Source organism: Flavobacterium sp. FlaQc-28, assembly GCF_044007415.1.
Classification (GTDB): domain Bacteria; phylum Bacteroidota; class Bacteroidia; order Flavobacteriales; family Flavobacteriaceae; genus Flavobacterium.
Genome location: NZ_JBIPCM010000004.1, coordinates 20,557 through 44,368 on the forward strand (window position 1 = coordinate 20,557; position 23,812 = coordinate 44,368).

Below are 23,812 nucleotides of genomic sequence, written 5' to 3' on the forward strand. Positions count from 1 at the left end.
AGATAAGATATGAAAAAAATTACTTTACTTATAATATTGTTATTTGGAGTTGTCGTTTATTCTCAAAATTATAATATTAAAAATATTGATGCCAATACTAAATATTCTGATTTTGGTGTAACGTATTATGGTGAAAACAGCGCAATATACGCTTCATCAAAAAAAACGAAACAATCTAGAAATAGAAAATGGTATTTGAACAGCCAGCCATTTTTAGAATTATACAAAGCAACTGTAACCGCAAATGGTGAATTTGTAGAATCAGAATTATTCTCTACTGATTTAAACACTAAAATGCACGAATCCAATGTAACATTTACAAAAGATTTAAAGACAGTTTATTTTTCTAGAGATAATTATGATAGTAAAAAATACAGCACAAACGATAAAGGCTGGGTTTTAATACAATTGTACAAAGCTGATATCGATGCTGATGGTAATTGGAAAAACATCACAAAACTACCATTCAATAGCGATCAGTTCGATACAGGGCATCCTTCATTAAATGCTGATAATACAAAATTGTATTTTGCATCAAACAGACCAGGTTCAATGGGACTTACTGATATTTGGGCAGTAGAAATAAAAAGCGATGGAACGTATAGCGAACCTTATAATCTAGGACCAGAAGTGAACACTACAAAAAGCGAAATGTTTCCTTTCATCAATGCTGAGAATGTACTTTATTATTCCTCGAATGGTATGAAAGACGGAAACGGCGGTTTAGATATTTATGCTATAAAAATTCAAGATAAAAAAGGTTTTGGAGAAGCAGTAAACTTAGGTTTTCCAATTAATACGGCTAAAGATGATTTCTCTTTGGTTTTCCAAAACGGAAAAAAAACTGGTCACTTTTCATCTAACAGAGATGGAGGAAAAGGAGATGATGATATCTATTCTTTTGAAGAATTAGCGAATCCGATTACTGCAAAATGCAGCCAATTCGTTCAAGGTATAGTCCGTGAAAAAGAATCAGGAGCACTTTTACCTGGAGCTTTAGTAACTTTATATGACGCAAAAGGCGATAAAGTTGAAAGTATAGTTGCAGATAAATTTGCTGTTTTTAATTTTAAAGTAAACTGTGATTCTTCATACAAAGTAAGAGCCATAAAAGATTACTATGATATGGATGAAAAGACATTTGCCTCAACCAATGAAGCAAATTTGGAGCTTGCTCTTAATCTAGATTTGGGTTCTAGCGAATTTGTTTACGTAAGAGGTAAACTAATGATCAAAATCAATCCAATATACTTTGATCTAGATAAATCATATATTCGACCAGATGCACAGATTGAACTTGACCGTGTGGTAAGAATCATGCAGAAATATCCAAAACTTAAAATTGATTTAGGCTCACATACAGATAGCAGAGCGCGCGATTCGTACAACTGGTCTTTATCTAACAGAAGAGCAAAATCTTCTAAAGATTGGATTGTAAGTCAAGGAATTGATCCTTCTAGAATCAAAGCTCAAGGTTTTGGTGAAACAGAATTAGTAAATAAATGTTCAAACGGCGTTAATTGCTCTGAAACAGATCATCAATTAAATAGAAGAACTGAATTTATAATTGTGAATCCCGAAGTAATTAAGTAAATTTTATCTAACCACAACAGAAAGCCTGAAAAATGTAGATTTTTCAGGCTTTCTTATTAACGAGATCTCTGAGATTTGCTGTATTGCTGAAAACACTAAAACACTGTTTCTAATATAGCATTGGAGTATTGATTACCACAGTGATTAGAAAATGCCTCCTTCTTATTTACTTTTAGGTAAACAGGTACAATAAGACCAAGGATAACTATGTTTAAATCATTCTGTAAATTGGCAGTTTAACTTTTAAATTACTTAAATTCTTATATTTGATTCTGACAGATGCCACAGAACCTGAACTTTTTATATTAAAAGCTTCGTAAGAATTTAGTTAAATTTTAAGATCTTTATTTTTAATTAAATAAAGTTTGAATTTTTATAATTTTAAATTCAAAAATATAGAACGTACCTAGGATTAATTTGTGAATAAAGCTTTAGAACTTACAGAATATGAAAAAAAATAATTTACTCATTTATATTTTTATAATAGTGCCGTTATCTGCCCAGGTGAAGCAACTCCCGACAGGTATTGAGGCTATTTGGGGGCATATCTGTTGAAAAGATAAAGGAAATGTGTGATCAGCAGGGAGCTCGTCTTGTTGAAATATATAAAGATCTCCATGCTAACCCCAACTTGCTTTTATGGAGGTAAGGACGGCAGGCGTTGTGAGCGGAGAACTGAAATCTCTAGGGTATCAGGTGATAGAAAAAGTAGGAAAAACAGGGGTTGTAGGTATTTTGAAAAACGGAGATGGTCCAGTTGTTATGTATCGGGCCGATATGGATTGTAATTCTGTAGCAGAAACTGTCAACCTGCCTTTTGCCAGCAAAAAGAAAATGAAGAATGAACAGTGCAAAGAGGTTCCGGTAATGCATGCGTGCGGTCATGATGCACATGTGACATGGATGCTCGGGATTGCAAAACTTATGTCAGATTTAAAAAGTAAATGGAAAGGAACTCTTGTCCTGGTAGGCCATCCAGCCGAGGAAACAGGTTTTGGGGCAATTGCCATAGCCAATGAAATGTATAAAAAAGGGGTTCCTGTTCCTAATCTGCTTTTAGGGATGCATACCGGACCAATACCAGTTGGAACTTATTTAAACAAGGCAGGAGACCGTACGGCGGGGGCAGTCCAAATGGATGTTACTTTTTTAATAATAGAGCGAATCCTAAAGTTTTTGCAAATGCACAAAAAGAGGGAAAGAAGTTTCCCTACTCTAACGATAATCCTGATTTTTGGATAGATTTATCTGCCATTCCATATGGCACTCAATTAGGATTGGCTGCTGTTTTGGAAGGGGTTAGTAAGTAAATTTTATATTTAGTGTAAGTGAAAAAAATATGATGGAATGTAAAATTTCTATTAGTTAATTTGATGATGCTTTTTTAACTATTGTATTTTAGTTCTATCCAACAATACTTAGAGCTGTGAGATATATTGAAATGTAAGGGAAATGGGAACTTTGCAGCGAGTGGCACAAAGCGGATAGCTTAAAAGTTTCTTCTAATGCTGATTTAGAGAATAATTAAAAAGACCCGGCCAATATAATTGATTACAACCTCTCCGTACGGCATCAAGTATATAATAAAATACGGGTTTATTTTACTATCATTTTAGGATACTGTTGATTTAGTTATTAAGGGCAAATAAAATGTTTTAATGAATATTTGTTGATATTTTAAATGAAATTAGCCTTAGCAGTAATAAAAAAAGGTGTAAACTTAAAAACTTAAGTTGTTTTTTTGATTAAACGCTATAATTTTATGCATATACATTGTGAAATTTTCCAATATTGCTAATGTCATTTAAAATGTCAATATCATGTTCTATTAACCTGAAATTATTGGTCATGTCTTTTTTAAGTACTTAAAATTATGGAATTCAGAATTCAATTCGAATATCAAATTTCTTTAATCTTAGTACTTCACTTTCTTCTTCACTTCTAATATAAGGTGAGGTTTTTTCAGCTTTGCTTTATCTAACTTGTTCACGGTATAAATTCTGTAAAAGGGACGACCCAATTCCGGTAAAATAGATTAATTGATTCGGGTCTAAATCCAGCACAAATTTTAACTCGTAAAAAAAAAAATACTTATTTTGGTTTTGTTTTCTTGGCTGACCTTATTTTCCCGTATCTATTTTCTTTTTTTCTCTCAATTATTTTGTAGGAATAAATACTGAGTTGAAATGAAAATGTGAGGACTGATAATTCGAAGATTAAGATTTACTTTTTTATTTTAACAGCAAATGTATAAGCGCACTAGGGAATTCTATCTTGGCGCAAGGTATTATAAAACTCAATAAAAACATTATATTTCGAATTTATTTTGTAAGTTAGAAAGTTATATGGCTATGGATATATATTCATTTGTGAAGGTTTCTGCTCCAATAGGGGAATCCTTTCATTATTTTTTTTCATTAAATCTCATGGAAACCTTTCAGGTGTCTCCGTTTTTTCCATATACCGTTTATGGATCTTTTAAAGATCAATCGGCCAAAAAAGGAATTGAACATCTGATTTGTTTCGAAGGAGGCAGTACGGCAAAATATTTATTGCGGGACTACATTCCAGAGACATCATTTACGGTAAATATCAGCAATTTTACTTCCAAGAGTTTTACTGCACTGTATTCAGTAGACTGTTACCTCTCTTTTTCAGAGATTGAACTTGGACGCACTAAAGTACATTGTCACTATAAAATCAATCTTCATTCCAACTTTTGGAATATTTTGTTTAATTTTTTTTTGCGTAAGGTAATTCAAAAAAAATTGGACTTAGTTATGATCCGAACTGCAAAAGAAGTTGGAGATTTCGTTGGGTGGAAAAGCTCTTTAGACAATACAAGAGATTAAGAGTATTATTGTGCGAGCCGTGGCTGTTTCTTTTTGAAATTTGTATTAAGAAGCCGTTGCTCATTAAAGTGTCTTCGTTTTGAGAAAGAAAGACGCAGCTTCGATTTTTAATTATTCATCCTAGCATTTTCTGCTTTTATTTAGTATGCTGCGAGTAATCTACTTACCCAACAGTGAAATTGATCATTCTATGAGTGCCTATACAACAGACTCTGCTGGCAATAATTCTGGGAATCAAAGTTCGAAAAATATTAAACGGACAGTACAGAATTTCTCTAATTACATAACACCTTATCTGGATTTGGAAAAAATATAAATTTTAAAGTGAATTTGCAGGTTCAATTTTATTGATGACTCTCAATAATTTTATGCACACGAGTTATAAAATCTTCCGTATTGCCATTTTTATTTAAAAATATAGACATCATGTCCCATTAGTCTAAAATTATTGATCATATCGTTTTTTAAATACTTAATTATAGAATTCAAACTTCGATTATCAAATTTCTGTGACAATTGTACTTCACGTTGCTTACTTTCAATATAAGCTAAAGATTCTTTTAATTTTGCTGTATCTAATTTTTTCATGATTTAATATGAATTTATTTAAAGATAATACTCAAATTTATATGGGATTTTTCCTGTAAGGGCTGATTGTTGGTCGGTCAAAGATAAAATTTCCGAAGGCATAAATAGATAGATTCGAAATGCTAAAAACGTAAAAATCTGACAAGTCGATTTAAAAGTACTGATGTAATTTAAATATATCTGAAACTAGGTGTGATCTGCTTCTAAAACAAAGTAAAATACAGGTCGCAGTTTTTGCCATTAAAATAAGGAATCTTGATTGTTGCTCTTAAAATTAGATTACAGTTTTTATTATATACTACCAAAGAGTAAATTTAAAATAGAGTTTAGCTTCTTTTTAGATTAACTACCAGATCAGTTTGCTCAAATTGTCTCTTCAGTTTGTAATAATGGCAGGGTCACAATAAATTTACATCCATTATCTTTTTCACCGCTGGCAATGATTGTACCTCCATGTCTGTTAACTATTTTTCGGCAGATTGCAAGACCAAGGCCATTTCCTTCATAGTGGTTTTTTGAGTTCAGTCTTTCAAAAGCATCAAATATTTTTTCAGCGTGGATTGGGTCTAAACCTATTCCATTGTCCTGTATTGTTATTTCAATGCAGTCTATGTCATCATTTTTTATAATAGAAGAAGTTATTACTACCCTTGGCGGCTCCTCTGCCTTTGAGAATTTCAGTGCATTGTGTATCAGATTGTAGAAAAGCTGCTGAATCAGAATATTTGCCCCTTCTATAGGAGGAAGTTTTCCAGTAATCAGTATGGCGCCCTTTTCCTTTATTATAAGTTCAAGATCTGTTTTTATGTTTTCAATGACATGGTCGAGGTTTTTTTTCTCGACAGGCTGCGTTTTTTTATCTAGAGTAGAATACGCAAGAATTCCTTCTATAATAGACTGCATTCTTTGGGAGGACTGGTCTATCTTATTGATGTATTTTTCTGAATTTTCACTAAAATTGATTTGGGATTCATTTCTTAAAAGGCTGTTGAAGGTTTTTATTTTTCGAACTGGTTCTTTCAGATCATGGCTGACCACATTTGCAAAATGAAGAAGTTCATCATTGGACCGCTGCAGTTCTTTAGTGCTTTCATCGACTTGTTTTTTTAGCTCTTCTTCAAATTGTTTCTGCTTGTGGATATCCTGTATAATTCCAATAATAGTGATGGAATTTCCATCTTCGTCCTTGATGAATTTACCGTCTATTTTTACCCACCGAATAGAACCGTCATCGTGTACAATTCTCGCTTCATATGACATTTTTCCATTAAGCTGCGCTTCTTGATGAGCCTTTTCACGTAACTCCTGATCCTCAGGATGCAGTTTTGCAATAAGCTGTTCGTTTACAATCTCCCCTTCAATGGACCATATGATATTGAAATTCCCGCAGGTTGTGATTTTTTTTGTGGCAAGGTCTATTTCATAAGTTCCCATGCCTGACGAGTCAATAGCCATTCTCAGTCTTTCGTCAGAATTTTGGACTTTTTGTTTGGCCTGATGCAAATCAGTAACGTCTGCCCCGGTATTCATCACTCCGTAGATATTTCTGTCAGCGTCAAAAAGGGGAATGAAACTATAATTAAAATAATGTGATTTCATCTCGCCATTTATTACCAGATCTACTTTTTTGTCTTTGGCATGAAAAGCAATCCCCGTTTTAAGCACAGAATGTGCCTGTTCCGAGATATTCTGTGTTTGAATTTCGGGAAGAATATCAAGATACTTTTTTCCTATTACCTGATCTCCTTTTCCCCAGGTCATAATCATTGCAGGATTTGCAAACGCGACCATCAGATCTTCACCTGTATAAACTGCAATTGGTAAGGGAGTGTTGTCTACTATATCTTTTAAAAGCTTTAAATCGTGTTGCATAGCTAGTTTTTTGCGAATCTAGTTTTTTTTTAGTCAGCCTGGTTATATTAATTTGACTAAGGGTTTCATAATTCCAATATAGAAAACATAAATTTTAAAATGTCGTTTATATAATCTTAAAAAATCTTATAAAATGGAACTTTTGATCTCAAACTGATTTTTAAGCTCGGAGTTAATAATGCTATTTCGTTTAAAACTTATTTAGAAAATATTTTTTTTTCAGATTATTTATTTTTTCTTTACAAGTTTCATTATCCTGCTTGGCATTCTGGAAATAATAGGCAAGATAGTTTAAAATTTGCAGTTTTATAAACTGCTGTTTTGAAGCCAATTGATCAGCTTGTTTAAAATTCAAAGCATCGATATGTAATTGTTCTTCTTTTTTTAGTAGGTCGAGCTGCTTTTCAATTTTTTCAATATAAATGAGCAGTTCATTATAATTTAGGGTCATTTTTGTGATTTATTTCAAAAGCAATAAATTTTGTATTTCAACCGGAAGATAGGGGCCTTCTTTTTTATAGAATGTCTGTTAGAATTGACAATAAAATCAGAATAATCAAAATAATGCAAATTTTTTTAAAAGGCCTGTATTTGCGATCGATCTCAGCGAGTTCTTTATTGAGAATGTTATGTTCAGTACTTATAATTTGCTGAAATTTATTTTTCATAAAATAAAAATATTAAATGGATTGCCTTTGTTAGTGCTGTGTTCGGCAAGTGAATATATTTATATTGATTCCAATTTACGTTGCCAAGGGGATTTTTTATTTTTGATTAAGCCATATAGTAATAGCTGCGGTCATTTTATTTGTACTATAATTTGATAATTTAAAAGTTTAATTCGGCAGGTTTATAAAGAATAAGAAGCTACTGTAAAAAACGTTTTATTCGCAATAAAAGCTCATCTGGATTAAATGGTTTTGCTATAAAATCATCAACACCCAGTTTGAAGGCTTCCTCTACTGTGTTTTGTTCTTCGCCTAATGAAGAAAGCGCCACTACAGGGATGTTCTTGAAATTTTCTTTAATATAATGGATTATTTCCAAACCGGATTTAAACGGAATAATTATTGCGGTAATTACCAGATCGGGCATTATTGCCGGTATTTTTTTTTAGAGCATCTATGGCATCTTTTGCAATGTTTATTTCATATCCTTCGTTTGTAAGAATAAATTTTAGAATATTAGTGGTCATCTCATCACTATCAATAATAACGATTTTTTTGCTGCAGCTACTCATTGGTGTTTTTTTTAGGTTTGATACGGGGCAATTACAACCGCTTTTTTGACTTTTTTTAATACAATATTAATTAATTTTAAAATTAATTTTTGTGATTTATTTTTTATAATTTTATATTTTTGTGTTAAAGTATTGTGTTTATATTTATAAAAGGATGTATTTTGTTTTTAAAATGTTTTTTTTTATCGGTTCTGCGCTTTTAAATTTTTGGAAATGGGAAAGATAATCCCGCTTCTAGATCTAATTGCACCCGCAATTCTAAAAAAAATCATTGCAAAAAAAATTAAACTGACAAACTCTTTTTTTTTAGCCTATTTAATTATGAATGATCTGTAGGTATTACTGAAAAAATCAAATGAACATTTCACAATTTCGATATATTACTTACAGCTGCAAATCTATTGATATTTCCAAGACATTTTTTTGTTTATCCAGCAAAATGAAATGTACATTTTGCCGGATAAATAACTTTGGATAACTGGTATATAGGCGCTGTATTGCGCTTTAATGACTGTAATTTTGCTTATGGGGAGCCAAAGGGGTCGCCTAGTGGGCCTCTTCGATTTTAATGCTAGTACCTGATTTCTAGTTTAAAGAAAAAAACAAAATGCACATTTCATTTTAGTTTTGTGTACATTTCATTTTTTCAGCTTTATTAAAATCCGAAAATGAGACGGTAATAAAAAAAATAATCCAAACCAATGTTCAGCAGAAAAAATTTTACTGGGGACATTGAGAATTGAAAACTCAAGTTATATAATTATCAGTTTCCTAAAAAAGTTCATTTAAAAGATCTACGTATTTAATAAGAATGCTTTCTGGTTTTTTAATATAACTTGGTAATAATAATGTAATTATAGGTGTGAAAGGTATAAGCTTTCTTTTGTGATACTGTATAGCTTTGTAATGTAATTTTAAAAAAATGATTATGAATATTTCAAAGCACAATAGCAATGTTATAGACAGTAGCAGATGATCGGCTAAAAAAAGGTTCAAAAAAAACCTTCTTCAAGAACCATGAAAAATCATCTACTGAAATTAGAAAGTCAGTTTAAAAAAAATAATTACGCTCAATATTTTTATGTGCATTAGCCGTAAATATTTTAGATTGGATTAAAATAATTCAGCTATTCTGGTTGAAATTCTAGTTAAATAGCGCAATTTGACAAATTTTAAGATTTTATTTCTGCTTGATTTTATTACTTTATGGTATATTTGTCATGGTTGTATTTGTAATTCCTTAAAAATATATTTTACAGCTATATGGCGTACATGCCTGTTTTAGAAAATCGTTTTAGTATACAGTAGTTTAATAAATGAAAATAAGAAAAGATTTAAGGATATTATTGGTAGATGATCACAGTGTTGTTCGACATGGTGTTTCACTACTGCTGAAAAAAGCTTTTGAGGACGTCACTATATTGCATGCAGATAATTTTGATGAACTACTTGTCCAACTAAATCAAAAACAAGATTTACTTTTTCTTGACATAAACCTTCCCGGAGGAAACAGCACCAAAATGGTGGAAGAAATCAGGTCAAATTATCCTGATTTACTAATAATGATTTTTTCGGCTTATGACGAGGCGCGATATGCTTTGCGTTACATTCACGCAGGTGCAGATGGCTTTCTGAATAAATACTCTAAAGATGAAGAGATTATTAAAGCCGTTGAATTAATTCTTGAAAACGGAAAATATATTAGCGATGTTGTAAAAGAAGTCATTTTAGAAAATGCTTTACTAAAAAATCCTATTAATCCGTTAGAAAAACTTTCGGACAGAGAAATTGAAGTAGCAGAACTTTTGGTTGAAGGCGATGGAAATCTTGAAATTTCAAATAAACTGAATATTCAAATGTCTACTGTCAGCACTTTTAAAACCAGAATTTTTGATAAACTAGGAATCAATAATATTGTAAAACTGGTCGAAATTTTAAGAGTTTATAAAAACTAGTTTTTTCTCATTTTTACAGAATAGCCATTATTTTGATATTTTCTGATTTGTTTTTTTTCTCAAATTAGAAATAATACGACACCATTTTCCGAATTTTCTTCTGTTTTCTTCTTCAGCAATAATTAAACACATTTTACTCTAAATTTTATATTTAAAACAATCTAAGTAAATGAATTATTCATGTTGCTGATTTTGTGTGTTTTAAGGGTTTGTTTGCATAAAATTCTTTGTTCTTTTCTAAAAAAAGAAAATTAAAAAGAGCTTTTCCTCTTTCAAACAAAATTTTAAAATCAGAAATCCCTGTCGAATAAATTCTACAAATGATTTATAAATTGGCTACAAATTCATAAGCATATAAACGTCAATTTTGCACGTTCTTTTATTTTAAAATATAAAACTACACTATTTTTCAAGGTTAACAGATATGGGGCGTCGCAGCTTAATACAGTAAGTCGATGCACATTACTATTTTGCTAAAATATAATTATCGGAATTAATAAACCATAATTAGAAAAATTACGTAATTGATTGAAATACAAAAACACAAAAAAAAATAATAGCACGAATCGCATGAAAAACAAATACTTTTTGAAATTCTATTTTTTACTTTTTATTCTTTTAATCTCTTTTGGAGCATTTGCCCAAAAAAGTCTTTATGCAGGTATCGAAATAGGAAGTAAAGGCATCAAGATTTCGGTAATAGATGTCAATAATATTAAAAAAGGAGATTATGATATTTTGGCTTACTGGACAGAAAATGTCGGAATTGCCAAAGGAATTGCTATTGATGGTAATCTGGCTGAAGAAGATATTAATAAAGCAGCAGTTGTAGTTTTTGAAAATCTGGTAAAGATTAGAAATAAATACAGTGTTGATGATGAAAATATTTATATCGTAGGTTCTTCGGGAGTTGCTCTCGCGCAAAATAAGCAGGCTTTAATCGATAAAGTTAAAGCAGTGACCAATAAAGACCTTGAATATATTACTGCAGAAACTGAGGGCAAAATGCTTTTAAAAGGTTCTATTCCTCCATCAGATTATCAGGATGCCATTGTTCTGGATATAGGCGGTGGAAACACAAAAGGCGGATATGTAGATGTACTAAACGGAAACAAATTTGAATTCTTCCCTTTAAAATTAGATTACGGCACAATTACCCTTACCGAAGCAATCAATAAAACGATTGTAATTCCGAGGGAAACAAATGATATGGCGGTCTATAGAGAAAAATCATTTGAATACGTGCCTCTTTTAAGAGATAAAATTCAGGAAATGCTTAGAACCAGACCTTTACCACTTGAAAAAAAGAAAATTTACCTGTCGGGTGGAGCTGTGTGGGCATTTGTGACTCTATATTATGAAAATAATTCAGATGATCATTTTGTGCCTTTAAAAATGGAAGACATTGTAAATTATGATGCCATTTTGAAAAACAACTTTATTAAATACGAAAATCTGGCCAAAACAAATAAGGAAGCAGATAAAGTAATTAATACGTACAGTCAAAAGCATTTAATTTCCGGAAATAATATTTTGATTGCCTGTCTGGAAAGTATTCCTGATTTGAAATCAAAGAAAATATATTTTGCTAAAGAAGGGCAAATAGCCTGGTTGGTTTCATACGTTGTTGATCGTTCTAAAAAAATTAAAAACAATTTTTAATCTTAGAAAAAACAACCTTTTTAAAAATAAATTTAATCTCTGTTTAATTGTTTATCAAACCATTAGGCGCCATTAATAAATACAAACAATAATTTAAAAACAATTTAATATGTCAGATTTTTTACAACAATTTGGGGATGAAGTTAAAAAAAACATTCCTGGTTACGTTGCAGTTGCAGTAACCGAAATTAAAAGTGGTATTTCTTATTACAGTGATTCTTCTGTTTCTAGTTTTGATCCTGAGTTGGCTTCAGCTTTTAACTTAGAAGTAGTAAAAGCGAAACTAAACGCAATTAGCGCTTTAGGATTGGAGCAAAATATTGATAATATTATGATCACACTAACAAATCAAATTCACATTATTGATATCTCAGAAAATAATGAATACTTTATTTATCTGGCTGTTGATTCTACAAAAGCAAATTTAGGAATGACAAAAGCGCTTTTGAATAAATTCAAAAAAGATATTAAGGAAAAAATGTAAATCATTTAAATTCAATAATTTGCATGAGATTATTGATTTGAATTTTCAGATATAAATGAACAAAAAAACTCGTTGAAAGATAATTCAACGAGTTTTTTTGTGCAGTATTATTTCAATTGAAACAATTTTAAAACATCAGTACTATTTAGCGCTGGCTGTAAAAAATGATTCTACAATTTTCTTTTTAATAGTTTCTTTTTCTTTACTAACAATAAAAACCAAACGGTACGCCAGAATAAAACCGAAAAAACCTAAACAGGTCAAAAACAGCCAATTGGCTCTATATCCATAATCGGCAATAATGGACATTCCGGTTTTAGTACTCAAAATGTGAGCAACACTATAGCTCATTGTAAAAACAGCCATAAATTTTCCTTCTTGTTTTTTAAAAGATCTCTTTTTTACAAATGAATTTGCAAAAGGAAACGTAAACATAATGCCAATAGTCATAAAAACCATCATGGCAATAAGCGCAAAAATGCTATGTTCGATTAATAAAAACAGATAACTTACTGCCATGGAGAGTATACCATAAGATACTATTAAAAGTTTATTGATTTTTTTAGATTCTACATAACTCACAATTGAAAGTTCGAAAAGCAATATCAGAACTCCATTTAATGCTAAAAACAACCCGCTTTCTATACTCGTAAAATTGAAAACTTCCTTATAATAAAGAGAAAGAGTGGTAAACATTTGAAAAAATAAAATACCGGTTATCAATGTAACAATAAGGTGAATTAAAAATGGTTTATCCTGAAAAATAGAATTATCTTCTTTTATGTGCTTGAAAGTGTTGAGTTTATAAGGCAGTTTTTTCTCTTTTACATATATGGCAAATAATAAAATACTCAAAATACAAGTTAATCCGTCAATGTAAAACAGAAAAGTATAATCTAAAAGGGTGATAATAATTCCGCCAATCAGCGGGCCAAACATAAAACCAAGATTTACAGAAGACCGAACTAATGATAACGCTTTGGTTCTTTCTTTTTTACCGGCATAGGTATCTAATGAAACCAACATTGCCGGGCGGTACATGTCTGAAACCGTAGTGAGTAATAAAACTCCAAAACAAAAACTGTAAAAAGTGGTTAGGAACTGGAGCAAAATAAAGATAAGTCCGCTGGTGAATAAGCTAAAAACCATGACTTTATAAAACCCTATTTTGTCTGATAATTTTCCGCTTATCCAGGTTCCTATAAAAGATCCGATACCAAAAAATACCATAACCCATCCGATCTGACTGTAGCTAAAATGAAGTTCTTCCAACATATATTTAGAAAGAAAAGGAACCACCATCGCGCCTAATCGGTTGATAAAAGTAGTAATAGCCAAAACTTTAACTTCGACAGAAAACTGACTGAAATTTTTTAAATAATTTTTAAGTAATGTAATAATCATAAATTAGGTAGGTTTTAATAAAGAGTATTAAGTGTTTTTATGAATACTGAAACGTCAAAAGAAGTAAGAGTTACTCATATGATATTTTCATTTCGTAATAATAATAGTTCGATATAAAATTTTTCCGGATAAAACCAAAACTTTCATAAAGCTGATGCGCGGCATAATTTTCAGTATCCGTATTTAAGGAAATATGATCCACTTTTGTTTTTCGTGCAAAGTCAATACATTTCATTATAATTTGTTTACCGATGTTTTTTCTTCTAAAATTTGGTTTGACATACAGGTATGAAATATGCCAATTGTATTTTATTTTAGAAAGCGGACTTACTTTATAATATAGCAGTATAAATGCTACCGGAATATCATCTTCTTTTTTGATAAAAACTTTAGCTTTATTTCTGTCCAGTTTGTGCTTTATAAATTGCACAGCATTTTCTAAATTTAGCAGCTTTTCATCAATCAGTTTTGACTCAAAAATAATGTCTTTTACAGACTCAAAATTATGGGGATTTATTTCTAAAATTTCGTGCATATTTTTCATAAGAAAACTTTAAGAGAAATATAGAATAATTCCTTGTTTTACAAGGTGTAAATTATTTATTTGTCTTTTTTTACTGAGTTGCAAATTTAAGTTTTTTTAATGGAAAAAGCACTGTTTTTTGATGCGAAATTTGCTGTTTTTTTGCTCGCATTTTTGATGTGATTTTAGCACTTAAAAAAGTGAAAAAATCATTCTTTTTGTTAGTATTAAGATTGTTAATTTTTATCTTTTTAGTTCTGTAATTTAAACTTATTTGTAATTTTATTGTTAAGTTTTTTAGATTTTTCTCTTATCTTTTTGAAAAATTTCAAAGTATTATGAGTGAAAAAATCAAATGTACAATTTCACAATATTGATATATTAGCTACAGCTCCAAATCTATTGAGATTTCCAAGATATTTTTTTGTTTATCCAGCAAAATGGAATATATATTTTGCGGATAAATAACTTTGGATAACTGGTGTATAGGTCCTATACTGCGCTTTTATGAATATATTTTACTTATGGTTAGCCTCACGGGTAGCCTAATGGACCTCTTCGATTTTAATGCTGGTACCTGATTTCTAGTTTAAAGAAAAAAACAAAATGCACATTTCATTTTTGTGTACATTTCATTTTTCAGCTTTATAGAACTGTAGATTAAAAAAATACAACTTCAAAAAATTAAAGTGTTTTTTGAATTTGTATTTATATATATATAATGAAATTTATTCATCTTTGTAAAGCAGCATTTGCCAAAATGGAGCATTATACTTTGGAAGGTATGAATTTGAATTTGAAACGCCAATATCAAGTGATTAATAGTAAATGATATCAAATTTACCTTAAAAAATCTTGGAACTTGAATAAAGTACTCCGATCAACTATTTGGCAGTTAAAAAAATCAGATTAATTGCTGACAAATAAGAATAATCATTTTGAAACCTCTATCCTTTGCTTATAATATTGCATAAAGTAATGTAAATATCTTCATAAAGTTTTAAGTTCTAAATTGTATAAACTGTTTTAAAGGTAGAGCAACAACAAATTCAGCTCCATTGTCAAGTTCTGCTATAACCCTAATGTCACCATTATGTGCCACAATTCTGCCACAAAACTCTGCATACTAAATTTTTTAATAATTTGTAGAGCTTTCAGAAAGTCTCAATGTATCTCCAAGTTCTTTAAGCTATAGCATTGGCTGCTATTTTAAAAGAAGCTGGTTTACCTGAAGGATGGCTGCAAGTGGTTTTGTGTGATAATGAAACTGCAGAATTGTTAGTTATAGATCCAAGAGTAAATTTCTTCACTTTCATTGGTTCCGCAAGAGTAGGTTGGTCTTTAAAAAGTAAATTGTCTCCCGGAACCAGATGTGCCCTGGAGCATGGCGGAGCTTCACCGGTAATTGTTGAAAGTGATGCCTATTTTAGCGAAATGATTCCGGATTTGGTAAAGGAGGATTTTATCACGCGGGTCAGGTTTGTGTTTCCGTGCAGAAAATTTATGTAAATCAGGAAATATGTGATCGTTTTATTGAAGAATTTTCTCGGGCAACCAATAAATTAATTGTTGGATATCCGTTTGATAAAGCGACAGATGTAGGATCTCTTATTACACCAAAAGAAGTAAATCGCGTAGAAGAATGGGTGAACGAAGCAATTGAAAATGGTGCAAAATTAATTACAGGAGGAAAAAGAATTTCTGATACTTGTTTTGAGCCGACCGTTTTGTTTAATCCATCAGAAGATTCTAAAGTATCTGTTAATGAAATTTTCGATCCTGTTGTTTGTATTTATCCTTTTGCAGATAGGGAAGAAGCAATAAAAAAAGCAAACGCTTTAGATGTTCATTTTCGGGCCGCTGTTTTTACAAAAAATATTGATATTGCTTTAGAAGTAACAAAAAAGCTAAATGCTACGGCCGTTATGATAAACGACAATACTGTCTTTCAAGTAGAGTGGATGCCATTTGGCGGAAGAGATACTTCTGGTTTGGGAATGGGTGGGATCTCCTATACGATAAATGATATGACAAGAGACAAAATGATGGTTTTTAAAAGTAAGAATTTATAAAAATCATAATGGGTTCGAAAAAAAATCAGAATTCTAGTATTGATCCAAAATATAGAGTTCTGTAAATTAAGGAAAGTATTGAAATGGAAAAAGCACCTCAATGAGGTGCTTTTCGCGGAGAGCTGTAGGTGCACTTAGAAAATTGATTTCTAAAAGTTTCGAACCTAAACTTCTTATAACCTTATTTTATTGTGGTTTTGCTTTTTCAGAATGAAATTCGCCACGATTCTGCCACAAACTTAGACTTGTTATATTTCTGTAAAACCTGCGCTTTAGCAAATACTTGACTTCAGATGTTATATTAAAGCAGGCAGAGGAAAAAAAAGTGTACCTCGACATGTTAACAAATTTCTTTATGCAAATGTCAAATACTCTTGGAACTTAGAAGCGAAAAAACGCCAAAAGATAATTTCTTTATGACATTGTTATTTTCGGTTGGATTATTTGCAGGAGGAATGTTTTTGATTACCAGGTTTATAGCTATTTATTTATTTATTTATTTATGTAGATAATTAACAGATTATAAAATTACTGCATCATTGCAATTCAATCTTAAAAGCGGAATCTGGTCGTGTCCTGTTTTTTTACTATTTTCCCATGCTCAGAATTTTTCTCATAAGTTTAATGTACTTGTCTAGCCGCAGAATATTTTCTCAAAAAGTGTTTAAAATAAATGATTTTATAATTAATGTAGAAAGTTCATTAGAAATGGCAAGAAGTGCAAAATACACTGCTGTCAATACTAACGAAGACAGGCTGTTTAATAAAAGTTCTTGTTTAACCCCTAAAACAATTATATTTATCTTCTTCAATAATTTTCACAAACTCTTTTAGGTTATTTACTTTTTCATTTGGTTTGTAAGTATGCCATTTCATATCAGACTTAAACCAATATACTTTCCATTTGTTCTCGGTTTTCACAAACGTTGCTTTTGCTACATTATACTCCATTTTTTCGCTTGGATTGTCCCAAACGGGACGAATTTCAAAAATAATAATGCTTTGACTTTCTATTTTATAATTGATGTCAACTTGGTTTCTAACTTCCTATGGTGGACGAGAATTTATTAAGTAGCCTTCCATTACTTCAATAATTTCAATTTCGTTTTCAAATTCTAACGCCATTATTTTTCGTTTTTAAGCTTCTACTTTGAAAAGTATCATGCTATTTTTTATTTTAGGTTTATTTTCAGCTTTTGTGGCGTACCGATCAGCTAGCACATAACGTTTGCGGGTTTGCGAAGTGCCTTCTTTTTCCCACTCATGAATTAAAGCTAAAATAGCCAAATTTTTTAATTTGGACTATTTTATGCGATCGACAGGACCGTTAAAATTTCTAATGGTGGTATAACAGCTGTTGAGGAAAACCTGAGTGTCGGTAATCTTCGCCCACTGGGTCCATACAACTTCCTTCGGCGGCGGATTGTTCTCAAAATATCGTTTTATTTCTTCATGATTCATAGGGCAAAATTACTTAAAAAACCAGAACAGCACAAGGGCATGAAAGATGAAAACGCCTTTAAAGGGCGCCTTCATCTGCAAAAGAGTAATAGGTTTCGGGAGTTACAATCAGGTGGTCAAGCAACGGAATATCCAGCAGTTTTCCTGCTTCTCGGATTTTTCGGGTCATATTTCTGTCGGCCTCGGAAGGTGATGTTTTTCCTGAGGGATGGTTGTGGGTGATGATGATCCCGACGGCGGCAGCTTTCAGGGCTGCCGCGAAAAGCATGCGCATATCCACCACAGTTCCCGAGATGCCTCCTGAGGAAACCTCGTAGATTCCCAGAACCCTGTTGGACTGGCTGAGCAGCAGCACTTTGAACTGCTCAAAGAATTCTATTTTGCCGGGATCCCAGCTGTCAAGCAGTATTCGGTAAGCATCTCTGGAAGAAGTTATACACGGTCTTTCAGTGCTTTTTACTTTGGTTTTATAGATCAGTTCGATTTCTGATACTTTCTGCCAGTCTGTGTTTTGATGTTGATTTTTCATAATTGCTGTAGTTTTAAGATTAATTACAGCACCGCTGTGCGGGCAGGGACGAGCGAACGCAGAAAGCAACGCAATAAAGCAGGAGCGCAGCCCTGCATTTATGGGGGAATTTTTTGCGGAGAACCGAAGGACGTGCCCGAACTTTGTGGTGAAATTGACTTAACATTCCACAATAGCCCCTAAGCCGGGACTGCCCCGTGATCCTTAAAGTGTCTGCGCGCGAAAAAAAATACCGCAGTGTAAAATCTGCGGTATCAATAGTAAAATGGTTTAAGCAGGAGCAGTCTGCTTTTTTTGTTTTTTCAACCGCCGGGCAATCTCAGGCAGGTTTTTATTTATAATCCTAAGAATCCTGCTGTGATATTTAGTGGCTTTATTGCGAAGTCCCCTGCACTGGATAATTTCCATTCTCGAAAGGGACACTTCAATGGTTTCCACGGGTCTGTTTTCAATCTGCGCTGAGAGTATCAGGGAATCTTTCTTTTTATAATACTCATTGGTAAATACGCAGTGGTGGAGCGTGTCGCCCTCATAGAGAAAATCCTGCACACAGTCAAGGACTTTTACGGTAAGGTCATTATCGGTAAAAGAAAGTCCGAAGAACTGTTTTTTATCATTTTCATAAATCGGCTCTGCTTTCTGTATTTCAGCACGCATCTGCGAAAGATGCTTCCTGCGTTGCAACTCCCTTTTTTTGGCAACAAACCTGTCGTGCGCCTGGTCTAAATTTTCAGGGCAGACAAGCGCAGGGGAGTTGAGGTCTTTTTTAAACCATCGGAGCAGGGCAATATAATCCTCCCAAATTTTGATGTCCTGAATCTGATAACGGTGTTTAAGGCAGGTTTTTACTGCCTGCCAGTTTTCACGCAGGTGCTGTTCATGGGAATTCAGGTAATGCTTGAGCAGAGAGGTCTGCGAACTTTTTAAAAGGGTTTCTGCAATGGGGTCTTTTAAAAGAGCAGTAAAGAGTATCTGCGGTGCAATGCCGTGCACGGAAGTTTTAAAACCGTTTCTTTTCAAAAGCGGAATCACTTTCATGTGCGGATAAACCTTATAGGGATTGATGCGGAATTTTGGGGAGTTCTGAAAATCCTTTGGGCGGATTTCTAAAAGGGAATAGTACTGCCATGCATCATAGGCATTGGAAAAAACATTGGTGCTTCTTGAGATGGTGCGCACTTCCCCTTTTGGATTTATCCAATGCTGCATGACTTCGGTATGGGAATAGGCGGGAAGAATATTTTTTTTCATGTTTTTATGCGAGCAGATGATGCGCACCACCTGATACCCAGAGCAGGTATCGGTGAGGGCGAAGTATTCGATTTCTTTGAAATGCACCTGATTGTGCTGATGCATTTTAAGCCTGCCTTGACAGGCGTTGCAGTTAATATAATTTTTGCAGGACTGGCTTTGGCTGTCGGGTTTCCACGAATGGGTGCATTCCAGACAATGGAATTTTCCCCTTGAGAGCACCGCCCATTTCAGGAAAATGTTTTTTTCCGCCCACTGATGCATCTGCGCAGTAATGGGCGCAAGGGTGGTGCTTAAGGCGCTGATTTCTTTTTCTATAACTGTTTTGGGTATCATAAGTCAAAGAGTGTTAGGGTTTTTTGTACAGGATTCACGGATTGTACTATTTCTATTTTTTGAACTGTGCTTTGAGAAACTGCGGGAGCAGTGGAGAACAAATCAGGTTTGGCAGGGGGGCTTACTGCTACTCTGCATTGAACAGGGGCAGGCATTCCAATCGTGTCGTCTGTGTAGTATTTCACAGCCATGTCAAAGATTTCCTGATTGTCAAAGGCGCATTCCCCTGTTTTTTTGACCTCGCCAAAAATGTAATGGAAACAGCTTTCAAGGTTTTTGCTCTCTTTTTTATAGTCCGCTGAAAAAACGGAATCGTTCTGCGCTTTTTCGCTCAGGTAGCTTTCTATGGCGGTTTTAAATTTATCTGATGCTTTCATAAAGGAAGATTTAAGATTGAAAAAGCGTTATTCAAAACTGTTTCTGTAGATATCAAAACAGTATTCTTCAAAGCAGAGCCAGCATACAAAAGTGTAATGGGGCAGTCGGTGGCGGTTTTTGACAGATTCCCCAAGGAAATCTTCAATTTCGTATCGGATATTTTCCAAATCATCCAAATGCTGGATATAGAATTTTTTGCAGTCCGAGTTGTAGATAAACTCTGAAATCATCCCGCAGATGCATCCATTTTTCTGCAGGTCTTCCAAAAAAGATTTCAACTGCTCTTTTTTTGTCCCGTCATAGGAATCCATATTGGAGAGGACTATTTTTTTGAATTGGGCGGATACGGGATATTCTATGTAAACTGATTTTTCAAAGGCTTTCATGGCGTATAAATTTTGATGTGAAACGGTATATATTCCAATTAGAAAGGCAGGTCGTCAGGGGTGTCTTGATCTGTATTTTTCTTTTGAACTGCGGGAAGAGAAGAACTGTTTTCTGTTTTCGGGAAAACCAGTATTTTAATATTACTGGTGTGAAAGGTCAGCGAACCGAGCGCTTTGCCCTCGGCATTATTGTAGACATTCAGACCTATACGCCCGAAGAGTTCGACCACAGTGCCTTTTTTAAGCCACTGCGCCATTTTGGAACCCATCCAATAGGAGCAGTCGATGTAGGTTACTATCTTTTTTAGCTCGTCAGCCCCTTTTGGTCTGTAGCTGTCGTTTATGGCAATGGAGAAATTTACCACCTCCCTGTCTTTTGAAACTTTTGCCGTTACGGCATCTTTTGTAAGTCGTCCTGAAATTTCCATGATGTAAAATTTTAAGTGAATATTTTTTTTGTCTTTTCTAAAGCCCCGCATGAAATTTTTCAAAGAAAAAACGGGAAAAAAGAAAGCACAAAATCAAGCGCCCGATAAAGGATCCGGAGTGCTATAAGTCCCGAAGGGCGGCAAGGCCGTTATGCGCATGCAGGAGCCTGCGGGTGCTATTTTCGCGGCTCTTTTAATCCGTTTTTCATTGAAAATTTCCTTATCAATCTTTACAGCAGGCTGAACCCCTATTTCAGATGCCTGTTGTGGGACCGGTATTGAAATATTTTGTAATTTCAGGTGACAAAAAAGCAATGCAATGGAAAAGCAATATGATCTGGACCGTTTTTTAGAGGCACAAAAGGAAACGTACGGCAATGCACTGTGCGAGATCAGGCAGGGTAGCAAACAGACCCACTGGATGTGGTTTATTTTCCCCCAGCTAAGAGGACTGGGATTCACGGATTATAACATCTTTTACGGCATTGAAAACCTAAAAGAAGCCTCACTGTATTTGAATCATCCGATACTTGGCAATCGTCTGGTGGAAATTACTAATGCAATGCTAAAAATTGAAAATAAAAAGGCACTGGAAATTCTGGGCAGGTCAGATGAAAGAAAACTGAAATCCTGCATGACCCTGTTTGGACTTCTGCCTGAAACGCATGAATGTTTCAGGCAGGTGCTTGAGAAATATTACAATGGAGCGCAGGACGAAAGGACACTGCAGCTTATAAAAGAATCCGGCAGCTAAAAAATATTTCTTTTTTTACTGCCTCAAGAAAACATTTAAGGATTAAAAGTTATTTTTCTTTTTTGAGAACCAGCGATGAAAGTGCAGGATTTTTGATTATCCTTTCCATTTCACTGTGGATTATTTCCTGAATTTCAATTTTGATCTGCAGATAATTTTTCTGGATGATAACATTATCAATTGTCCGTATGATCGGAATTTCTTGGTAATTATCTGTTTCTTTTTTAATTTTTTCGTGGTCGTTGATGATTTCGCAGTGAAAGGTTTTAAGCTCAATTCTGCAGTCCGGGTTATCGGCTGTCATGCCTACAAATTCTCCCGAACTCAGCGAAGAAATCTTCGAAGGAGGCACTGCGGATTCCAGCTGTCTTGAACGGCTGATGGAGGTGTCGCTGCTGTTGATGGAAAGGCTCTCCCTGTCCTGCATTATTTTTCCGAAACGCTCTGAGAGCTGTTTTGCCGTATCCCCGCTGACTTGTCCGCAGACAATATTTCCGACTATATTAATGATCACATCAGCCTGCTCACGGCCGTAGTCTTTACGAAGCTGGCTGAAGTCCTGAATTCCAAGACAGGTGCTCACTTTGTTGCTTCTTGCCGTTGCAATCAGACTGTCAATATTATTGAGATAGATGGTGGGGAACTCGTCAAAAATAAGACTGCTTTTAAGTTTTCCCTTCTGGTTTACCTGTTTGATAAGACGGCTGACAAAAAGTGAAAGCACTGCCCCGTATGTCTGCATTTTCTGCGGATTGTTCCCCATTGAAACAATTTTCGGATCGGATGGATTATTGATATCGAGTGTAAAATCACTGCCCGAGAGTACGTAGTAAAGCTGGGGAGAGGAGAGTTTCGCCAGCGAGATTTTAGCCGATGCTATCTGACCCTCCAGCTGGTCGACTGCCTCATTCAGGAATGCGCTGACAAAGGGATTGATCAGCACTTCGATCTCTTTTTCTGTTCTCAGAATCGTGAAAAGGCTTTCATAGTCGGTCTGGATCATTTCAATGACATGGGGCAGGGTGCAGAACTCGCCATCGTTGTATTTTCGAAGATACCAGATGACGGCTGTCAGGAAATTTATAGGAGATTCCACAAAGAAGTCGCCCTGTTTTTTAATCCACTCCCGATTGAGTCCCATAAGGATTGTGCGGGCAGATTCAGCGGCATCGGTAATGTCTGTCATTGCCGCAGGATCAAGAGGATTACAACGGTGGGTTCTGGAGAGGTCGTCAAAATTTATGATGTAAAATTTGGGTTCCACGGCATAAAGATGACGGAATTCCAGCCAGGCATTATAGGCGATAACAGTGAGGTCGTCGAACTTGAAATCATAAATGAACATAGAAAAGCCCTTGGCAATATGCTGGGTGATTATATGGCGGATTACAAAGTATGATTTTCCCGAACCCGGCGTGCCTGGAACCAGAATGCCTCGGAAGGGATTTATAATGTTAATCCAGCTGCTGCGCACTTTGTCTTTGAGATGATAGCGTGCGGGAAGGTTAACGGAATATTCGTTTTCAATAAGCCTTTCCTCCTGAGGGAAAGTTTCATTTTCCTTATTAAAAATATCTGTTGAACCCAGCTTTCTGCGGATAATGCGGGAGAGCAGGGTGCCCCCGGAAAGCGTCATCAGATAGCCCAAAGAACACAGTGAGATATATAGTACGGAGCAGACCTTAGCATCTGCAAATATTACAAAAGCCAAATAGGATCCAAAGTAAAGCAGGAGACCCATTGAGATATAATAAAAAGCAGTTCTAAAATGGAGTTTTTCATCTTTTCTTCCCCTGGCCCCCATGAGGGAAATAACCAAGAGTCCAAGTGCAAAAAGCTTTGATTTATGGAAGCTGTCCAGAAGCCCCGTACGATAAATATTCTCCAGTATCCTGCAGGCAAAATCAGGTGCAAGATTCCACTGCCTGAAGGAATCGAAGCAGTAATAATAAAAATGGATGAGCAGCAGTGTGATGCCCATCAGTCTAGTCATATCTAAAATTTTTCTAAGCGCCTGTTCATTTTCTCCCGTCTGCATACTGTT

The 23,812-nt window shown here is 34.0% G+C and carries 23 protein-coding genes and 1 pseudogene; 8 read left to right on the plus strand and 16 right to left on the minus strand.

Annotated features, from left to right (window positions below; translation table 11 throughout):
• Positions 1 to 9: 9 nt before the first annotated feature.
• The 3 genes from ACHRVL_RS11990 to ACHRVL_RS12000 all read left to right on the plus strand — a co-directional run bounded on the left by ACHRVL_RS11990 (position 10) and on the right by ACHRVL_RS12000 (position 4,445).
• Positions 10 to 1,593 carry an OmpA family protein gene (locus tag ACHRVL_RS11990; RefSeq protein WP_395413034.1) on the plus strand — a complete coding sequence of 528 codons (1,584 nt, stop codon included), beginning with the start codon at positions 10 to 12 and terminating at the stop codon, positions 1,591 to 1,593.
• Between the two features lie 639 nt (positions 1,594 to 2,232).
• On the plus strand, positions 2,233 to 2,835 hold the full coding sequence (locus ACHRVL_RS11995; protein WP_395413036.1) for a M20/M25/M40 family metallo-hydrolase: 603 nt from the start codon (positions 2,233 to 2,235) through the stop codon (positions 2,833 to 2,835).
• A gap of 1,184 nt (positions 2,836 to 4,019) precedes the next feature.
• The gene (locus ACHRVL_RS12000) at positions 4,020 to 4,445 is read left to right on the plus strand and encodes a hypothetical protein (protein WP_395413038.1); all 426 of its coding nucleotides are present in this window, start codon (positions 4,020 to 4,022) and stop codon (positions 4,443 to 4,445) included.
• Positions 4,446 to 4,850: 405 nt separating this feature from the next.
• Here the strand turns inward: ACHRVL_RS12000 and ACHRVL_RS12005 are convergent, their stop codons facing one another.
• The 5 genes from ACHRVL_RS12005 to ACHRVL_RS12025 all read right to left on the minus strand — a co-directional run bounded on the left by ACHRVL_RS12005 (position 4,851) and on the right by ACHRVL_RS12025 (position 8,145).
• The gene (locus ACHRVL_RS12005) at positions 4,851 to 5,033 is read right to left on the minus strand and encodes a hypothetical protein (RefSeq protein WP_395413040.1); all 183 of its coding nucleotides are present in this window, start codon (positions 5,031 to 5,033) and stop codon (positions 4,851 to 4,853) included.
• A gap of 363 nt (positions 5,034 to 5,396) precedes the next feature.
• Positions 5,397 to 6,905, minus strand: coding sequence for an ATP-binding protein (locus tag ACHRVL_RS12010; RefSeq protein WP_395413041.1), 1,509 nt, complete (start codon positions 6,903 to 6,905; stop codon positions 5,397 to 5,399).
• Between the two features lie 190 nt (positions 6,906 to 7,095).
• The gene (locus ACHRVL_RS12015) at positions 7,096 to 7,356 is read right to left on the minus strand and encodes a hypothetical protein (protein ID WP_395413043.1); all 261 of its coding nucleotides are present in this window, start codon (positions 7,354 to 7,356) and stop codon (positions 7,096 to 7,098) included.
• A 416-nt stretch (positions 7,357 to 7,772) separates the two neighbouring features.
• The gene (locus ACHRVL_RS12020) at positions 7,773 to 8,000 is read right to left on the minus strand and encodes a response regulator transcription factor (protein ID WP_395413045.1); all 228 of its coding nucleotides are present in this window, start codon (positions 7,998 to 8,000) and stop codon (positions 7,773 to 7,775) included.
• Positions 7,960 to 8,145: a hypothetical protein gene (locus ACHRVL_RS12025; protein WP_395413047.1), complete on the minus strand. Its 186-nt coding sequence runs from the start codon at positions 8,143 to 8,145 to the stop codon at positions 7,960 to 7,962. Before ACHRVL_RS12025 ends, ACHRVL_RS12020 begins: the two co-directional genes overlap by 41 nt.
• A gap of 1,316 nt (positions 8,146 to 9,461) precedes the next feature.
• Between ACHRVL_RS12025 and ACHRVL_RS12030 the strand changes: the two genes are divergently transcribed.
• The 3 genes from ACHRVL_RS12030 to ACHRVL_RS12040 all read left to right on the plus strand — a co-directional run bounded on the left by ACHRVL_RS12030 (position 9,462) and on the right by ACHRVL_RS12040 (position 12,246).
• Complete coding sequence (locus ACHRVL_RS12030) at positions 9,462 to 10,100, plus strand: response regulator (RefSeq protein WP_395413049.1); 639 nt, start codon at positions 9,462 to 9,464, stop codon at positions 10,098 to 10,100.
• Positions 10,101 to 10,670: 570 nt separating this feature from the next.
• Positions 10,671 to 11,762, plus strand: a complete 1,092-nt coding sequence (locus ACHRVL_RS12035) for an exopolyphosphatase (protein ID WP_395413051.1) — start codon at positions 10,671 to 10,673, stop codon at positions 11,760 to 11,762.
• 109 nt (positions 11,763 to 11,871) lie between these two features.
• A complete protein-coding gene (locus ACHRVL_RS12040; protein WP_395413053.1) occupies positions 11,872 to 12,246 on the plus strand; it encodes a hypothetical protein in 375 nt (124 codons plus the stop codon).
• A 141-nt stretch (positions 12,247 to 12,387) separates the two neighbouring features.
• Here the strand turns inward: ACHRVL_RS12040 and ACHRVL_RS12045 are convergent, their stop codons facing one another.
• Positions 12,388 to 13,650, minus strand: a complete 1,263-nt coding sequence (locus ACHRVL_RS12045) for an MFS transporter (RefSeq protein WP_395413055.1) — start codon at positions 13,648 to 13,650, stop codon at positions 12,388 to 12,390.
• 70 nt (positions 13,651 to 13,720) lie between these two features.
• Positions 13,721 to 14,194: a GNAT family N-acetyltransferase gene (locus ACHRVL_RS12050; RefSeq protein WP_395413057.1), complete on the minus strand. Its 474-nt coding sequence runs from the start codon at positions 14,192 to 14,194 to the stop codon at positions 13,721 to 13,723.
• A 1,224-nt stretch (positions 14,195 to 15,418) separates the two neighbouring features.
• Here ACHRVL_RS12050 and ACHRVL_RS12055 point away from each other — a divergent pair.
• Positions 15,419 to 16,245, plus strand: a pseudogene (locus ACHRVL_RS12055) (aldehyde dehydrogenase family protein).
• 777 nt (positions 16,246 to 17,022) lie between these two features.
• Here the strand turns inward: ACHRVL_RS12055 and ACHRVL_RS12060 are convergent.
• From ACHRVL_RS12060 to ACHRVL_RS12095, 8 genes are all read right to left on the minus strand, one after another.
• Positions 17,023 to 17,196, minus strand: coding sequence for a DUF3024 domain-containing protein (locus tag ACHRVL_RS12060; protein ID WP_395413059.1), 174 nt, complete (start codon positions 17,194 to 17,196; stop codon positions 17,023 to 17,025).
• 186 nt (positions 17,197 to 17,382) lie between these two features.
• Entirely contained in the window at positions 17,383 to 17,532 is a 150-nt protein-coding gene (locus ACHRVL_RS12065; protein ID WP_159436643.1) for a hypothetical protein, read from the minus strand.
• Positions 17,533 to 17,547: 15 nt separating this feature from the next.
• Entirely contained in the window at positions 17,548 to 17,706 is a 159-nt protein-coding gene (locus tag ACHRVL_RS12070) for a DUF6965 family protein (RefSeq protein WP_012026361.1), read from the minus strand.
• A gap of 58 nt (positions 17,707 to 17,764) precedes the next feature.
• On the minus strand, positions 17,765 to 18,235 hold the full coding sequence (locus ACHRVL_RS12075) for a RadC family protein (protein WP_395413062.1): 471 nt from the start codon (positions 18,233 to 18,235) through the stop codon (positions 17,765 to 17,767).
• A gap of 270 nt (positions 18,236 to 18,505) precedes the next feature.
• Positions 18,506 to 19,822 (minus strand): PcfJ domain-containing protein, encoded by a 1,317-nt coding sequence (locus ACHRVL_RS12080; RefSeq protein ID WP_395413064.1) that lies wholly within the window; start codon positions 19,820 to 19,822, stop codon positions 18,506 to 18,508.
• Entirely contained in the window at positions 19,819 to 20,199 is a 381-nt protein-coding gene (locus ACHRVL_RS12085) for a Cas9 inhibitor AcrIIA9 family protein (protein ID WP_395413065.1), read from the minus strand. Before ACHRVL_RS12085 ends, ACHRVL_RS12080 begins: the two co-directional genes overlap by 4 nt.
• Positions 20,200 to 20,226: 27 nt before the next feature.
• Positions 20,227 to 20,586, minus strand: a complete 360-nt coding sequence (locus ACHRVL_RS12090; protein WP_395413067.1) for a hypothetical protein — start codon at positions 20,584 to 20,586, stop codon at positions 20,227 to 20,229.
• Positions 20,587 to 20,624: 38 nt separating this feature from the next.
• Positions 20,625 to 21,014 (minus strand): single-stranded DNA-binding protein, encoded by a 390-nt coding sequence (locus ACHRVL_RS12095; RefSeq protein ID WP_395413069.1) that lies wholly within the window; start codon positions 21,012 to 21,014, stop codon positions 20,625 to 20,627.
• Between the two features lie 319 nt (positions 21,015 to 21,333).
• On the opposite strand from ACHRVL_RS12095, the gene ACHRVL_RS12100 reads away from it, so the two are divergent.
• Positions 21,334 to 21,768 (plus strand): DUF1810 domain-containing protein, encoded by a 435-nt coding sequence (locus ACHRVL_RS12100; protein ID WP_395413072.1) that lies wholly within the window; start codon positions 21,334 to 21,336, stop codon positions 21,766 to 21,768.
• 49 nt (positions 21,769 to 21,817) lie between these two features.
• On the opposite strand, the gene mobC is transcribed toward ACHRVL_RS12100, so the two are convergent.
• The gene (gene mobC, locus ACHRVL_RS12105; protein ID WP_395413074.1) at positions 21,818 to 23,806 is read right to left on the minus strand and encodes a conjugal transfer protein MobC; all 1,989 of its coding nucleotides are present in this window, start codon (positions 23,804 to 23,806) and stop codon (positions 21,818 to 21,820) included.
• Positions 23,807 to 23,812 lie beyond the last annotated feature (6 nt).

What these genes read in the sequence shown, in the direction of transcription:
- ACHRVL_RS11990 (WP_395413034.1), top strand. Translation starts at nt 10, where the DNA reads ATGAAAAAAATTACTTTACTTATAATATTGTTATTTGGAGTTGTCGTT.
- ACHRVL_RS11995 (WP_395413036.1), top strand. Translation starts at nt 2,233, where the DNA reads ATGGAGGTAAGGACGGCAGGCGTTGTGAGCGGAGAACTGAAATCTCTA.
- ACHRVL_RS12000 (WP_395413038.1), top strand. Translation starts at nt 4,020, where the DNA reads ATGGAAACCTTTCAGGTGTCTCCGTTTTTTCCATATACCGTTTATGGA.
- ACHRVL_RS12005 (WP_395413040.1), bottom strand. Translation starts at nt 5,033, where the DNA reads ATGAAAAAATTAGATACAGCAAAATTAAAAGAATCTTTAGCTTATATT.
- ACHRVL_RS12010 (WP_395413041.1), bottom strand. Translation starts at nt 6,905, where the DNA reads ATGCAACACGATTTAAAGCTTTTAAAAGATATAGTAGACAACACTCCC.
- ACHRVL_RS12015 (WP_395413043.1), bottom strand. Translation starts at nt 7,356, where the DNA reads ATGACCCTAAATTATAATGAACTGCTCATTTATATTGAAAAAATTGAA.
- ACHRVL_RS12020 (WP_395413045.1), bottom strand. Translation starts at nt 8,000, where the DNA reads ATGCCCGATCTGGTAATTACCGCAATAATTATTCCGTTTAAATCCGGT.
- ACHRVL_RS12025 (WP_395413047.1), bottom strand. Translation starts at nt 8,145, where the DNA reads ATGAGTAGCTGCAGCAAAAAAATCGTTATTATTGATAGTGATGAGATG.
- ACHRVL_RS12030 (WP_395413049.1), top strand. Translation starts at nt 9,462, where the DNA reads ATGAAAATAAGAAAAGATTTAAGGATATTATTGGTAGATGATCACAGT.
- ACHRVL_RS12035 (WP_395413051.1), top strand. Translation starts at nt 10,671, where the DNA reads ATGAAAAACAAATACTTTTTGAAATTCTATTTTTTACTTTTTATTCTT.
- ACHRVL_RS12040 (WP_395413053.1), top strand. Translation starts at nt 11,872, where the DNA reads ATGTCAGATTTTTTACAACAATTTGGGGATGAAGTTAAAAAAAACATT.
- ACHRVL_RS12045 (WP_395413055.1), bottom strand. Translation starts at nt 13,650, where the DNA reads ATGATTATTACATTACTTAAAAATTATTTAAAAAATTTCAGTCAGTTT.
- ACHRVL_RS12050 (WP_395413057.1), bottom strand. Translation starts at nt 14,194, where the DNA reads ATGAAAAATATGCACGAAATTTTAGAAATAAATCCCCATAATTTTGAG.
- ACHRVL_RS12060 (WP_395413059.1), bottom strand. Translation starts at nt 17,196, where the DNA reads ATGGAGTATAATGTAGCAAAAGCAACGTTTGTGAAAACCGAGAACAAA.
- ACHRVL_RS12070 (WP_012026361.1), bottom strand. Translation starts at nt 17,706, where the DNA reads ATGAATCATGAAGAAATAAAACGATATTTTGAGAACAATCCGCCGCCG.
- ACHRVL_RS12075 (WP_395413062.1), bottom strand. Translation starts at nt 18,235, where the DNA reads ATGAAAAATCAACATCAAAACACAGACTGGCAGAAAGTATCAGAAATC.
- ACHRVL_RS12080 (WP_395413064.1), bottom strand. Translation starts at nt 19,822, where the DNA reads ATGATACCCAAAACAGTTATAGAAAAAGAAATCAGCGCCTTAAGCACC.
- ACHRVL_RS12085 (WP_395413065.1), bottom strand. Translation starts at nt 20,199, where the DNA reads ATGAAAGCATCAGATAAATTTAAAACCGCCATAGAAAGCTACCTGAGC.
- ACHRVL_RS12090 (WP_395413067.1), bottom strand. Translation starts at nt 20,586, where the DNA reads ATGAAAGCCTTTGAAAAATCAGTTTACATAGAATATCCCGTATCCGCC.
- ACHRVL_RS12095 (WP_395413069.1), bottom strand. Translation starts at nt 21,014, where the DNA reads ATGGAAATTTCAGGACGACTTACAAAAGATGCCGTAACGGCAAAAGTT.
- ACHRVL_RS12100 (WP_395413072.1), top strand. Translation starts at nt 21,334, where the DNA reads ATGGAAAAGCAATATGATCTGGACCGTTTTTTAGAGGCACAAAAGGAA.
- mobC (WP_395413074.1), bottom strand. Translation starts at nt 23,806, where the DNA reads ATGCAGACGGGAGAAAATGAACAGGCGCTTAGAAAAATTTTAGATATG.